Annotated in this window: 11 protein-coding genes and 1 pseudogene; 6 read left to right on the plus strand and 6 right to left on the minus strand. The window is 71.0% G+C overall.

Translation table 11 applies throughout. The annotated features are described in order from the left end of the window. Positions 1-171: 171 nt before the first annotated feature. Complete coding sequence (locus tag ACZ60Q_RS00005; RefSeq protein WP_469626005.1) at positions 172-1,125, minus strand: heme o synthase; 954 nt, start codon at positions 1,123-1,125, stop codon at positions 172-174. Between the two features lie 286 nt (positions 1,126-1,411). On the opposite strand from ACZ60Q_RS00005, the gene tkt reads away from it, so the two are divergent. From tkt to pgl, 5 genes are read left to right on the plus strand one after another with little or no spacing between them, the layout of a single operon-like run. Continuing rightward, positions 1,412-3,499: a transketolase gene (gene tkt, locus ACZ60Q_RS00010; protein ID WP_469626007.1), complete on the plus strand. Its 2,088-nt coding sequence runs from the start codon at positions 1,412-1,414 to the stop codon at positions 3,497-3,499. 34 nt (positions 3,500-3,533) lie between these two features. Beyond that, positions 3,534-4,652 (plus strand): transaldolase, encoded by a 1,119-nt coding sequence (gene tal / locus ACZ60Q_RS00015; protein WP_469626009.1) that lies wholly within the window; start codon positions 3,534-3,536, stop codon positions 4,650-4,652. Between the two features lie 5 nt (positions 4,653-4,657). Continuing rightward, entirely contained in the window at positions 4,658-6,190 is a 1,533-nt protein-coding gene (zwf, locus tag ACZ60Q_RS00020) for a glucose-6-phosphate dehydrogenase (protein WP_469626012.1), read from the plus strand. After that, positions 6,187-7,227 (plus strand): glucose-6-phosphate dehydrogenase assembly protein OpcA, encoded by a 1,041-nt coding sequence (gene opcA / locus ACZ60Q_RS00025; RefSeq protein WP_469626014.1) that lies wholly within the window; start codon positions 6,187-6,189, stop codon positions 7,225-7,227. Before zwf ends, opcA begins: the two co-directional genes overlap by 4 nt. Further along, positions 7,224-8,006, plus strand: coding sequence for a 6-phosphogluconolactonase (pgl, locus tag ACZ60Q_RS00030; protein WP_469626017.1), 783 nt, complete (start codon positions 7,224-7,226; stop codon positions 8,004-8,006). The genes opcA and pgl overlap by 4 nt, the downstream gene beginning before the upstream one ends. 94 nt (positions 8,007-8,100) lie before the next feature. Here the strand turns inward: pgl and ACZ60Q_RS00035 are convergent, their stop codons facing one another. Beyond that, positions 8,101-8,883, minus strand: coding sequence for a barstar family protein (locus ACZ60Q_RS00035; RefSeq protein ID WP_469626019.1), 783 nt, complete (start codon positions 8,881-8,883; stop codon positions 8,101-8,103). A gap of 63 nt (positions 8,884-8,946) precedes the next feature. On the opposite strand from ACZ60Q_RS00035, the pseudogene ACZ60Q_RS00040 reads away from it, so the two are divergent. Continuing rightward, positions 8,947-9,024 (plus strand): annotated as a pseudogene (locus ACZ60Q_RS00040) (VOC family protein); the annotation flags it as partial. Positions 9,025-9,045: 21 nt separating this feature from the next. On the opposite strand, the gene ACZ60Q_RS00045 reads toward ACZ60Q_RS00040, so the two are convergent. The 4 genes from ACZ60Q_RS00045 to pgi are packed head-to-tail and all read right to left on the minus strand — an operon-like array spanning position 9,046 to position 13,626. Then, on the minus strand, positions 9,046-9,885 hold the full coding sequence (locus ACZ60Q_RS00045; protein WP_469626022.1) for a poly-gamma-glutamate hydrolase family protein: 840 nt from the start codon (positions 9,883-9,885) through the stop codon (positions 9,046-9,048). A 57-nt stretch (positions 9,886-9,942) separates the two neighbouring features. After that, positions 9,943-11,460 carry a PH domain-containing protein gene (locus tag ACZ60Q_RS00050; protein ID WP_469626025.1) on the minus strand — a complete coding sequence of 506 codons (1,518 nt, stop codon included), beginning with the start codon at positions 11,458-11,460 and terminating at the stop codon, positions 9,943-9,945. Then, positions 11,457-11,963, minus strand: a complete 507-nt coding sequence (locus tag ACZ60Q_RS00055) for a PH domain-containing protein (RefSeq protein ID WP_469627927.1) — start codon at positions 11,961-11,963, stop codon at positions 11,457-11,459. The genes ACZ60Q_RS00050 and ACZ60Q_RS00055 overlap by 4 nt, the downstream gene beginning before the upstream one ends. 4 nt (positions 11,964-11,967) lie before the next feature. After that, positions 11,968-13,626, minus strand: coding sequence for a glucose-6-phosphate isomerase (gene pgi, locus ACZ60Q_RS00060; RefSeq protein ID WP_469626028.1), 1,659 nt, complete (start codon positions 13,624-13,626; stop codon positions 11,968-11,970). Positions 13,627-13,804 lie beyond the last annotated feature (178 nt).

The raw sequence follows: 13,804 nt of genomic DNA on the forward strand, positions 1-13,804 counted from the left end.
GGCCGGGGGGGCGGGGGGGGGGGACGCCCCGCGGCCGCCGGGCGGGCGGCCCGCGGCCCCAACCAACTGGTGCCCCCCCCGGGTATTTTACCGGGGGGGGGGTCCGGGGGGGGGGGGGGGGGGGGGCCCCGGGCCCCCCCCCCCCCGCCCGTACGCGGGAGGAGAGGTGTGTCAGCGGAGGAAGGGGTCCACCGCGACGGCGAGGAAGAGCAAGGAGACATAGGTGATGGACCAGTGGAAGAGGCGCATCTCCTTGAGCTTGGCCCCGCTCACTCCGGCCTTGGCCCGGTTCTGCAGACCGTGGGCCTCCCAGAGCCAGGCGCCACCGGACACCAGCGCCACCGCGGTGTAGAACCAGCCCGTGTAGCCGAGCGGGGTGAGCAGCAGCGAGACCGCGACCATCACCCAGCTGTAGAGGACGATCTGCTTCGCGACCACCCGGTTGGAGGCGACCACCGGGAGCATCGGGACACCGACCCGGGCGTAGTCGTCCTTGACCTTCATCGACAGCGGCCAGTAGTGCGGCGGCGTCCAGAAGAAGATGACGGCGAAGAGGATGACGGCGGCCCAGGAGAGCTCGTTCGTCACGGCGGACCAGCCGATGAGGACCGGCATGCAGCCCGCGATGCCGCCCCAGACGATGTTCTGGGAGGTGCGCCGCTTCAGCAGCATCGTGTAGACGACGACGTAGAAGAGCAGCGCGCCGAGCGCGAGAGCGGCCGAGAGCCAGTTGACGAGCAGCCCGAACCAGAGCGTGGAGATCACCGCGAGGGCGATGCCGAAGGCGAGGCATTCGCGGGGGCTGACCATGCCCGTGACCAGCGGGCGCTGGGACGTGCGGTCCATCAGCGCGTCGATGTCCCGGTCGATGTACATGTTGAGCGCGTTGGCGCCACCGGCGGAGAGATATCCCCCGATGGTGGTAGTGAGGACGAGCCACAGATCGGGTACACCCCGGGCGGCGAGGAACATCACCGGAACGGTGGTGATGAGCAACAGCTCGATGATCCGTGGCTTGGTAAGAGCCACGAAGGCCTTGACGCGGGCCCCGAACGGGCGATGGCCCCCCGGGCTGGGAGTCAAGGCGACCCCTGCGGGTCGGGACTCGACGGCCGTCACGCACACCCCTGACAGAGAAATCCCAGCAAGCTCCGGGCGGGAAGGCCCGATGAAGACTTGCGCGAACCCGTTCACTCTAGACGTTGCGGATACGCCGCCCTTCGCGGGGGTGGGGTCGTGTTGGGGGTGACTGTTCACCGGTATGCGCATTCCGCCGGGAGGCGAACTCCACGGGTCGCCCACACCCTGGAAAGTGCCCGGAAAGTGTGCCTGTCAACGGGGGTAGGCTCGACAGCGCCCGGTGCGGTAACAGTCACCGGTTTACGACAGTGGAGAGGAGCCCTGACTCAGGGTGAGCATCAAGCCGACCACCACAGACCTCCAGTGGACCGATTTGGACCAGCGGGCCGTGGACACCGCCCGCGTCCTCGCCGCGGACGCCGTACAGAAAGTCGGAAACGGCCACCCGGGCACGGCGATGAGCCTGGCTCCCGCCGCGTACACCCTGTTCCAGAAGGTGATGCGGCACGACCCCGCGGACGCCGAGTGGACCGGTCGCGACCGGTTCGTCCTCTCCGCGGGCCACTCCAGCCTGACGCTCTACATCCAGCTCTACCTGGCCGGCTACGGCCTGGAGCTGGACGACCTCAAGGCCTTCCGCACCTGGGGCTCCAAGACCCCGGGCCACCCGGAGTACGGCCACACCACCGGAGTCGAGACGACGACCGGGCCGCTGGGCCAGGGTGTCGCCAACGCGGTGGGCATGGCGATGGCCGCTCGCTACGAGCGCGGTCTCTTCGACCCCGAGGCGGCCCCCGGCGCCTCCCCGTTCGACCACATGGTGTGGGTCGTCGCGGGTGACGGCTGCCTCCAGGAGGGCATCTCGGCCGAGGCGTCCTCGCTGGCCGGGCACCAGAAGCTGGGCAACCTGGTCCTGCTCTGGGACGACAACCACATCTCCATCGAGGGCGACACGGAGACCGCGGTCTCCGAGGACACCCTGAAGCGGTACGAGGCGTACGGCTGGCACGTCCAGCGTGTCGACCAGCTCCCCAGCGGCGACCTGGACCCGGCGGGTCTGTACGCGGCGCTGCGGGCGGCCAAGGCCGAGACCGGGCGCCCCTCGTTCATCGCGGCCCGCTCGATCATCGCCTGGCCCGCCCCGAACGCCCAGAACACCGAGGCCGCCCACGGCTCGGCCCTCGGCGCCGAGGAGATCGCGGCGACCAAGCGGGTCCTCGGCTTCGACCCGGAGCAGACCTTCGAGGTCTCCGACGCGGTCATCGGGCACACCCGCGAGGCGTTGGACCGCGGCCGCGAGGCCCGCGCGGAGTGGGACAAGGCGTTCGCCGCGTGGCGCACGGCCAACCCGGAGCGCGCCGCCTCCTTCGACCGGATCGCCGCGGGCGAGCTGCCCGAGGGCTGGGAGGAGAAGCTTCCCGTCTTCGAGCCCGGCAAGGGCCTGGCCACCCGTGCCGCCTCCGGCAAGGTCCTCCAGGCGCTCGGCGAGATCGTGCCCGAGCTGTGGGGCGGCTCCGCCGACCTCGCGGGCTCGAACAACACGACGATCGACAAGACGTCGTCGTTCCTCCCGGCGGGCAACCCGCTGCCGGAGGCCGACCCGTACGGCCGGACGATCCACTTCGGGATCCGCGAGCACGCCATGGCCGCCGCCATGAACGGCATCGCGCTGCACGGCAACACCCGTATCTACGGCGGCACCTTCCTGGTGTTCTCCGACTACATGCGCAACGCGGTGCGGCTGTCCGCGCTGATGCACCTGCCGGTGACGTACGTGTGGACGCACGACTCGATCGGCCTCGGCGAGGACGGCCCGACCCACCAGCCGGTGGAACACCTGGCCGCGCTGCGCGCCATCCCGGGCCTGAACATCGTGCGCCCGGCCGACGCCAACGAGACCGCCATCGCCTGGCGCGAGATCCTGCGCCGCTACACCAAGGTGTTCGGCAAGGGCGCCCCGCACGGTCTGGCGCTGACCCGGCAGGGTGTGCCGACGTACGAGGCGAACGAGCACGCCGCCAAGGGCGGTTACGTCCTGTTCGAGGCCGAAGCCGGTGAGCCGCAGGTGCTGCTCATCGCGACCGGTTCCGAGGTCCATGTCGCCGTCGAGGCGCGCGAGCAGCTCCAGGCGGCCGGGGTGGCGACCCGGGTGGTCTCGATGCCGTCCGTCGAGTGGTTCGAGGAGCAGGACCAGGCGTACAAGGACAGCGTGCTTCCGCCGTCGGTCAAGGCGCGGGTCGCGGTCGAGGCGGGCATCGGCCTGACCTGGCACCGCTACGTCGGCGACGCCGGCCGGATCATCTCGCTGGAGCACTTCGGGGCCTCGGCCGACGCGAAGGTGCTCTTCCGCGAGTTCGGCTTCACCGCCGAGAACGTGGCCGCCGCCGCGCGGGAATCTCTCGCCGCCGTCACGCGCTGACGCCGATAGATACGACTAGTAGGAGATGCAACTCATGACAGACGCACTCAAGCGCCTCTCCGACGAGGGCGTGGCGATCTGGCTCGACGACCTGTCGCGCAAGCGGATCACGTCCGGCAACCTGGCCGAGCTGATCGACCAGAGCCATGTCGTCGGCGTCACCACCAACCCGTCGATCTTCCAGAAGGCGATCTCCTCGGGCGACGGTTACGAGCAGCAGCTCACCGACCTCGCCGCCCGCAAGGTGACCGTCGAGGAAGCCCTGCGGATGATCACGACGGCGGACGTCCGCGACGCCGCCGACATCCTGCGCCCGGTCTTCGACGCCACGGACGGCCAGGACGGCCGGGTCTCCATCGAGGTCGACCCGCGCCTGGCGCACCACACCACGGCCACGGTCGCCGAGGCCAAGCAGCTGGCGTGGCTGGTCGACCGGCCGAACACGCTCATCAAGATCCCGGCGACCAGGGCCGGCCTGCCGGCGATCACCGAGACGATCGGCCGGGGCATCAGCGTCAACGTGACGCTGATCTTCTCGCTGGAGCGCTACCGCGCGGTCATGGACGCCTACCTGGCGGGCCTGGAGAAGGCGAAGGCCGCGGGCCTGGATCTCTCCAAGATCCACTCGGTGGCCTCGTTCTTCGTGTCCCGGGTGGACACCGAGATCGACAAGCGGCTGGACGCCATCGGCTCCGACGACGCGAAGGCGGCCAAGGGCAAGTCCGCGCTGGCCAACGCGCGCCTGGCCTACGAGGCGTACGAGGAGGTCTTCTCCTGCGACCGCTGGGCCCCCCTGGACAAGGCGCAGGCCAACAAGCAGCGTCCGCTGTGGGCCTCGACCGGCGTCAAGGACCCGGCCCTGAAGGACACCCTGTACGTCGATGACCTGGTGGCGCCGAACACGGTGAACACCATGCCGGAGGCGACGCTGGAGGCCGTGGCCGACCACGGCGAGATCACCGGCGACACCGTCACCGGCGGCTACGACCAGGCTCGCGCCGACCTCGACGCGATCAAGAAGCTCGGCATCTCGTACGACGACGTCGTGCAGGTGCTGGAGGACGAGGGCGTCGAGAAGTTCGAGGCGTCCTGGAACGACCTGCTCAAGTCGACCGAGGCGGAGCTTTCGCGCCTCGCCCCCTCGGAGGGCTGACCACTTTGTCTGCTGTTCCCGGAGCCAACCCGCTCCGTGACGCACAGGACCGACGGCTTCCGCGTATCGCGGGGCCGTCGGGCCTGGTCATCTTTGGCGTCACGGGCGATTTGTCCCGTAAAAAGCTGATGCCCGCCGTCTATGACCTGGCCAATCGCGGCCTGCTGCCGCCGGGCTTCTCGCTCATCGGCTTCGCGCGCCGCGACTGGGAGGACGAGGACTTCGCCCAGGTCGTCCACGACGCCGTCAAGGAGCACGCCCGTACGCCGTTCCGCGAGGAGGTCTGGCAGCAGCTCATCCAGGGGATGCGCTTCGTCCAGGGCAACTTCGACGACGACGAGGCGTTCGAGACGCTGAAGTCGACCATCCAGGAGCTCGACAAGGCCCAGGGGACGGGCGGCAACTTCGCCTTCTACCTCTCCGTGCCGCCGAAGTTCTTCCCCAAGGTCGTCCAGCAGCTGAAGAAGCACGGCCTGGCCGACCAGGGGGAGGGCTCCTGGCGGCGCGCCGTCATCGAGAAGCCCTTCGGCCACGACCTGGCCAGCGCGCAGGAGCTCAACCAGCTCGTGCACGACGTCTTCCCGCCCAACGAGGTCTTCCGGATCGACCACTACCTGGGGAAGGAGACGGTCCAGAACATCCTGGCGCTGCGGTTCGCCAACACGATGTGGGAGCCGATCTGGAACCGGTCCTACGTCGACCACGTACAGATCACGATGGCCGAGGACATCGGCATCGGCGGCCGGGCCGGCTACTACGACGGCATCGGCGCCGCCCGTGACGTCATCCAGAACCACCTGCTCCAGCTGCTGGCGCTGACCGCGATGGAGGAGCCCGGTTCCTTCCACCCGAAGGCGCTGGTCGCCGAGAAGCTCAAGGTGCTCACCGCCGTCGAGCTGCCCGAGGACCTCGGGCAGCACACCGTGCGCGCCCAGTACGAGCACGCCTGGCAGGGCGGCCAGGAGGTCCTCGGCTACTGCGAGGAGGACGGCATCGACCCCAAGTCGACGACCGACACCTACGCGGCGATCAAGCTGACGATCAACAACCGCCGCTGGGCGGGCGTGCCGTTCTACCTCCGCACCGGAAAGCGGCTCGGCCGCCGGGTCACGGAGATCGCGGTCGTCTTCAAGCGCGCGCCCTATCTGCCCTTCGAGTCCGGCGCCACGGAGGAGCTGGGCGGCAACGCCCTGGTCATCCGGGTCCAGCCGGACGAGGGCGTCACCGTGCGCTTCGGCTCCAAGGTGCCCGGTACCTCGATGGAGGTCCGGGACGTCACGATGGACTTCGCGTACGGCGAGTCGTTCACGGAGTCCAGCCCGGAGGCGTACGAGCGGCTCCTCCTGGACGTCCTGCTCGGCGATGCCAACCTCTTCCCGCGCCACCAGGAGGTCGAACTCTCCTGGACCATCCTCGACCCGATCGAGCGGTACTGGGACAAGCACGGGAAGCCAGCGAAGTACGCGGCCGGCACCTGGGGTCCGGCCGAGGCCGACGAGATGCTCGCACGTGACGGACGGAGCTGGAGGCGGCCATGAAGATCGATCTCACGGAAACCACGTCCAGCAAGATCAACCAGGCGCTGGTCTCGGCGCGCCGGGCCATCGGCACCCCCGCCATCGGCATGGTGCTCACCCTGGTCGTCGTCACCGACGAGGAGAACGCGTACGACGCGCTCAAGTCGGCCGGCGACGCCTCCCGCGAGCACCCCTCGCGGATCATCGCGGTGATCAAGCGGGTCAGCCGCTCGCCGCGGGCCCGCCGGGACGCCCGCCTCGACGCCGAGGTGCGGGTCGGTTCCGACGCGGGCACCGGCGAGACCGTCGTCCTGCGTCTGCACGGCGAACTGGCCAACCACGCCCAGTCGGTGGTCCTTCCGCTGCTGCTGCCGGACGCCCCGGTCGTGGTGTGGTGGCCCGAGGGCGCGCCCTCCGACCCGGCGAAGGACCCGCTCGGGGCCCTCGCCCAGCGCCGGATCACCGACACCTACTCGGCCGAGCTGCCGCTCGACGAGCTGGCGGTGCGGGCGGCGACGTACAGCCCCGGCGACACGGACCTGGCCTGGACCCGGATCACTCCGTGGCGCTCGATGCTGGCCGCCGCGCTGGACCAGCAGCCGGCCGAGGTCATCGGCGCGACCGTCGAGGGCGAGAGCGACAACCCGAGCTGCGAGCTGCTCGCCATGTGGCTCGCGGACCGGCTCGGCGTCCCGGTGGAGCGCACGCTCTCCGGGGGGCCCGGTCTCACCGCGGTCCGGATGGAGACGAAGAACGGCGTCATCGTCCTGGACCGGGCCGACGGCTCGCTCGCCACGCTCTCCATGCAGAACCAGCCGGACCGCGCGGTGGCGCTCAAGCGCCGTGACACCGCCGAGCTGCTGGCGGAGGAGCTGCGCCGGCTCGACCCGGACAACACCTACGCGTCCGCGGTGAAGTTCGGCGTCGCCCGACTGCACGCGGGCGGCGAGGTCAAAGCCGCTCCGGTCGAGAGCGCCGCGGAGAAGGCGGCCAAGGCCGCCGAGGCCAAGGCTCCCGCCGCGAAGAAGGCCCCGGCCAAGAAGGCGGCGTCGAAGTGACGCCTCCCCAGCTGGTCGTGCACCGCGACAAGGAGCTGATGGCCCAGGCCGCGGCGGCCCGGCTGATCACGAGGATCGTGGACGCCCAGGCCTCCCGGGGCCATGCCTCGGTGGTGCTGACCGGCGGGCGCAACGGCAACGGCGTGCTGGCCGCGCTCGCCGCCGCGCCCGCCCGGGACGCGATCGACTGGGCGCGTCTGGAACTGTGGTGGGGTGACGAGCGGTTCCTGCCCGAGGGCGACCCGGAGCGCAATGTCACCCAGGCCCGCGAGGCGCTGCTCGACGCGGTGGAGCTGGACCCGGCCCGGGTGCACGCGATGCCCGCGTCCGACGGCCCGTACGGCGACGACGCGGACGCGGCGGCAGCCGGTTACGCCGCCGAACTGGCCGCCGCCGCGGGGCCGGAGGACCACGGCGCGGTCCCCACGTTCGACGTGCTGATGCTGGGCGTCGGCCCGGACACGCATGTGGCCTCGCTCTTCCCGGAGCTGCCCGCGGTACGGGAGACCGAGCGCACCGTCGTCGGTGTGCACGGGGCTCCCAAGCCGCCGCCGGTCCGCGTCTCGCTCACGCTGCCGGCGATCCGCGCGGCGCGCGAGGTGTGGCTGCTGGCGGCGGGCGAGGACAAGGCCGGGGCTGCGGCGATCGCGCTGTCCGGGGCCGGGGAGATCCAGGCCCCGGCGGCCGGCGCGTACGGGCGGAGCCGGACGCTGTGGCTGCTGGACGCCGCGGCGGCCTCGCAGCTGCCGCGCGCCCTGTATCCGCAGGCCTCCGCCTGACTCTCGCAGACTCTCACAGGCCCGGACCGCTTCTGCCGAGCGGTCCGGGCCTGCGGCATGCCGCGGCCGGCCTCTCGGGGAGCGGCGCGGACCATCACCCCGGGGACAGCAAGGTCTCCACACCGGCCTCCTCGAACAACGAGAGAACGCTCTCGGTGAAATCGCTGCCCAGCACTTCGCGGGAGGCCGCGAAGTTCCGCCACACCAGGCGGAACGGAGCCGCTCCTTCGCGCCGCACGGTCCGAAGACAGTCCCAGACCGCGTCGCGGTTCGAACCGAAGTAGCCGCCGGGTCCGTTGACGGCTTCTCCCAGGGCGCAGTAGAAGCCGTCCCTCGTGGTGAATCCGGAGCCGTCGATGACCGCCGTCCCGCCGGTCCCGTAACGCGTCGCGTTCCGTCCGGAGTCGAACCAGGCGGTCTGCACGACATGCAGCCAGCTCTCGTGCCAGTCGGACGGGTGGCGGGTCCATTCTCCGCGCTCCACGGGTCGGCCCGTGGCCCACTCCCGCCAGATCTCTCCGGCCCGGGGGTACTCGCAGGTGTACCCGAAGGAGTAGTCGAGGTCGGGGCGGTCCGCGACGGACGGCACGAGCTCGTGCCGGAACGCGGCGACCACCCTCCCGAGGCAGTACGCACCGATCCTTCTCCCCTGCCGGTCGATGACCTGCAGCTCGGCGCGCTCGGTCTTCCGCCGGGCGCGGCCGACCCGGTGTGCTCGGACGAAGGTGACGGTGACGGTCTCCGGCGGCTCCGGTTCCTCCTCCATGAAGTAGTCGCGAAGGTCCTCGGCGGCCAGCAGGACCTTTCCGGACTCCTTATCGACAAGCCGATACAGGACGTCCCCCGAACCGTCGATGTCTGCACTCTCAAGGCTCATGCGTAACCGTTCCGTTCACCAGGGCAAGCCGCAGGCCGCGCGATGCCTTCGCGCGGCCTGCGGCCGGACCCGGACTTCGTGGTGCTCGCGGACCCCGAGGGCAACCGCTTCCGCGTCATCGACACGACGCACGGCGGCTGAAGGCGGCCCGGGATCCCGGGGTCAGAGGACGATCTGGTCCGTTCCCTGCTCCAGCTCGGTGATCGCGGCACGGCAGGCGCCGACGAATCGGTCGAAGACCGGGGTCGTGCTGCCGGCCCGGCCCGCGCGGGTGTTGACGGTGAACATGGCGGCGCGCAGCTCCGTGGTGAGCTCCAGCTGACCGCCCTTGGCCAGCATGGTGCGGTTGACCGGGTTGGCGGGGTTGACCCCGGCCAGGTCGGGCACCTCGTTGCCGTCGCGCCAGGCGATGCCGACCGCGTCGAACTCTGCCTTGAGCAGGGTCTTGAAGCGGGTGTTCAGCCCCCCGACGACCACGGCCTGCGGGACGGTGCCCGCCTGCGCCGCCGTACAGCCGTGCAGGCCCAGGGCGTTGAGGCTGCTCGCCGCCATGGAGAGGGCGACGTGGTCGTCGCAGTTCTTGGCGGTGACGTGCAGATCCCTGTTGCCGGAGGTGCGCAGCCCCTCGAACATCCAGTAGTCGAACGCCCCGTGGCCGTCCGGCAGCGGGGCGAGCGTGGCCGGGTGGTAGCCGGCGATGGCGAGGCAGAGCTCGGAGGTGCCCGTCTCGATGCCGCCGCCGTGCAGGGCCATGACGGTGGTCCGGTTGTACGGGAATCTCTGCGGGACCGAGTGGTCGACGTACTCGTGTCTGCGGTAGCGGCGGGCGAACTCGACGCCCTCCTGACCGGCGAGCTTCTTGTAGAGGTCGGTGTTGGAGGTGTAGATGTCCAGGTCAGCGGTGGCGTGGGCGTCGGTCGCGGTGAGCGAACCCAACAGCGGACCGCTGACAGCTGCGGTGGCGAGGGCGGTGAGAACCGTACGACGGCTGGTGGAAGTCATGATCGGTATCGTCGCCGACCCGGGCCCGCCCGCACAGGGGGCCTCCTGTGCCGTCCGTCACGGCCCGGTGCCACCGGCGCGCTCCAGGAAGGGCTCCAGCAGCCCCGGTACCGCCTCGGCGGCGAAGGCGAGTCCCTCGGCCACGTCGGCGTCGTACACCGTGTAGGCGCCGTTGCCGGCGGCGGTGGTGGCCGTGATGCTCACCAGCCCGGCCCGCCGCTGGAACGCCGACCGCTTGACCGTCCAGCCGATCACCCCGGCCCGCTCCAGGGCGGCGGTGGAGCGGTGGACCGTGCCGGAGCGGGTGACCAGATAGCGCCCGGAGAGCGCGTGCCCGAGGCTCCGGTACGCGTCCAGCGCGAGCGCCACCGCCACGGGTGCGAGAACCACCGTGCAGCCGAGCGCGATCCACAGCAGCACGGGCGTGAGCAGCGCCCCGAGGACGGTCAGGACGAGGACCGGGCCGAGGACCGCGGCGAGCCACCAGCGCAGTCGGCGGCCCCGGGCGGCGCGAGGGTGCGGGGTGAGCGCCGCGCCGGTCGGAGTGAGCGCCTCGCGCAGCACGTCGGCGGCGACCTTGTCGACCCGGGTCCGGGGCGCGGCCGGGAGCAGCGTGTTGTGGTCGGCGTTCTTGGCCTCGGTGTCCTTGGCGAGGCCGGTGGTGATGGCGTCCAGCCGGGCCGCCCCGAGCAGCCGTACGCCCAGCGGCTCGACCAGATCGACACCGCGCAGCCGGGCCTCCTCGACCGATAGGGAGCGGGAGGTGAACAGCCCGCGCCTCACCCGCAGGGTGCCGCCCGGCTCGCGCTCCAGGCGGTAGTTCCACCACATCTCGATCCAGAGACCGAGCGCCCCGACGACGCCCGCGACCAGGGCGGCCAGGACGAGGATGACGATCATCCAGAGCACCTGGGTGTCCTGGAAGAGGCCACCGACCCACGCGATGACCTCACCCTGGGCCCCGAACCAGTCGCTGACCTGCATCACGGCCCCGGCGGCGGCCCCGCCGAGCATGGGCGCGACGAAGGAGACCGGGGCGTAGCGGATCCAGCGGGGGTCCAGGACGGCCAGTTCCCCTTCGCGGTGGACGCCGGGCGGGGCGGTGGCGGCGCGCTCCAGCAGGAGGCGGCGCAGCCGTTCGCCCTCGGCGCGGGTGACCGGGTCCAGTTCGAGGGTGGACTCGGAGCCCTGTTCGCCGGTGCCGATCCTGACGGTGACCAGGCCGAGGAGGCGGAGCAACGGGTTGGCGGTGAGGTCGACCGTGCGGATGCGGCTCCGGGCCAGGGAGCGGCGCTTGACGATCAGGAGGCCGGTGTGGAGGTCGACGCGCTCCTCACCGATCCGGTAGCGCGTGCGGTGCCAGCGGACCCGGTCGGCGCCCGCCGCGGCCCCGATGACCAGGACCGCGCCGGCGAGCACGTGGAGCACGGCGGCCAGGAGGCTGAACCACCGGGTGAGCCCGAGCGTGACGGGGACGGCCGCACCCGCGACGACGCCCGCCACGACGAGGGCGGTGACCAGGACGGTACGGGGATCGAGGCGGCGCCAGTCGGCGGGCGGGGCCGCGGTGCTCATGTGGCGTCCCCGGGGGTGTCGCGGGTGATCCGGGTGAGCTGCCGGGCGAGGTCGGCGGCGACCTCGTGGTCCAGGCCCGCGATCCGTACCGCGCCCTTGGAGGAGGCGGTGGTGACGGTGACCGTGGCCAGCCGGAAGAGCTGCTCCAACGGTCCCCGTGCGGTGTCGACGGTCTGGATGCGGGACATCGGGGCGATCCGCCACTCCTGCCAGAAGAACCCGGTGCGGACGTACACCGCGTCCTCGGTGATCTCCCAACGGTGCGTACGGAACCACCACAGGGGGAAGAGGACAGCGGCCGCCGTGCCCGCCGCGGCCAGGACCGCGGCGGGCAGCAGCAGCCAGAAGCGGGCGGGCTCGATCAGCGCGCCCAGTACCGCGAGCGGCACGACGGGTGCGGCGGTCAGCAGCAGACACTGGGCCCGCCACCAGCTGACGGCTCGCTCGTTCACCGTGTTACGCGGCGGTCGCAGCCGGACCGCCGTCCCCTCCCCCTGTGGCATCGGCTCAGCGCCCACGCAGCGTGCGGTAGGCGTCGACCAGGGCGGCGGTGGAGCTGTCCAGCTGCCCGGCGTCCACTCCCCCGGTCTCCGTCAGGAGCGGTTCGATCTTCTTGGCGAGGACCTTGCCGAGCTCGACGCCCCACTGGTCGAAGGAGTCGATGTTCCAGATGGCGCCCTGGACGAAGACCTTGTGCTCGTACAGCGCGATGAGCTGACCGAGGACCGAGGGGGTCAGCCGGTCGGCGAGGATCGTCGTCGTGGGGTGGTTGCCCCGGAACGTCTTGTGCGGGACCAGCTCCTCGGGCACCCCTTCCGCCCGGACCTCCTCGGGCGTCCTGCCGAAGGCGAGGGCCTGGGTCTGGGCGAAGAAGTTGGCCATCAGGAGGTCGTGCTGGGCGATCAGCCCGGGCAGCAGGTCGTGGACCGGGGCGGCGAAGCCGATGAAGTCCGCCGGGATCAGCTTGGTGCCCTGGTGGATCAACTGGTAGTACGCGTGCTGCCCGTTGGTGCCGGGCGTGCCCCAGAGCACCGGTCCGGTCTGCCAGTCCACGGGGTCGCCGTCGCGGTCGACGGACTTGCCGTTGGACTCCATGTCGAGCTGCTGGAGGTACGCGGTGAACTTGGACAGGTAGTGGCTGTACGGCAGCACCGCGTGCGACTGGGCGTCGAAGAAGTTGCCGTACCAGACGCCGAGGAGACCGAGGAGGAGCGGGGCGTTCTCCTCGGCGGGGGCGGTGCGGAAGTGCTCGTCGACGAGGTGGAAGCCGTCCAGCATCTCGCGGAAGCGGTCCGGGCCGATGGCGACCATCAGCGAGAGGCCGATCGCCGAGTCGTAGGAGTAGCGGCCGCCCACCCAGTCCCAGAACTCGAACATGTTGGCCGTGTCGATGCCGAACTCCTCGACCTTCTCGGCATTGGTCGACAGCGCCACGAAATGCTTGGCGACGGCGTCCTGACCGACCCTCAGCCCGGTCAGCAGCCAGTCCCGGGCGGAGGTGGCGTTGGTGATGGTCTCGATCGTCGTGAACGTCTTCGAGGCGATGACGAACAGCGTCTCGGCCGGGTCGAGGTCACGGACGGCCTCGTGCAGATCGGCGCCGTCGACGTTGGAGACGAAGCGGACGGTGAGCGCGCGGTCCGTGAAGGAGCGCAGCACCTCGTACGCCATGGCGGGGCCGAGGTCGGAGCCGCCGATCCCGATGTTGACGATGTTCTTGACGGGCTTGCCGGTGTGACCGGTCCACTGCCCCGACCGGACCTTGTCGGCGAAGCCGGCCATCTGGTCCAGGACGGCGTGCACGGCCGGTACGACGTTCTCGCCGTCCACCTCGATCACCGCGTCGCGCGGGGCGCGGAGCGCGGTGTGCAGTACCGCCCGGTCCTCGGTGGTGTTGATCTTCTCGCCGCGGAACATCGCGTCCCGCAGCTCCGCGACCCCGGTGGCCTCGGCGAGTTCGCGCAGCAGGCGCAGCGTCTCGTCGGTGACCAGGTTCTTGGAGTAGTCGAGGTGGAGGTCGCCGACCCGCAGGGTGCGGACGGTGCCGCGGTCCGGCTGCCGTGCGAACAGCTCGCGCAACTGGGGTGCGCCGAGCTCCTCACGGTGCTTGGCGAGGGCCGTCCACTCGGGCGTCTGGTTGAGCTTGGTTCGGCTTGCTGCGTTCATCCCGGATATCAGCCCGTTTCTTCTCGTCACTCAGCATCCCCGCTGCCCCTCCAACCTAATTGATCGAGGAGTCCGACGGCGTGGAGGTGGGCGGCGGCGTGGGAACGCGACCCGGCCGGACACCCGTGGGGTGTCCGGCCGGTGAACGACTGGGGTTCCGTGGAACCGCGCTGGGGGG

The organism is Streptomyces sp. NPDC104313 (assembly GCF_055583985.1).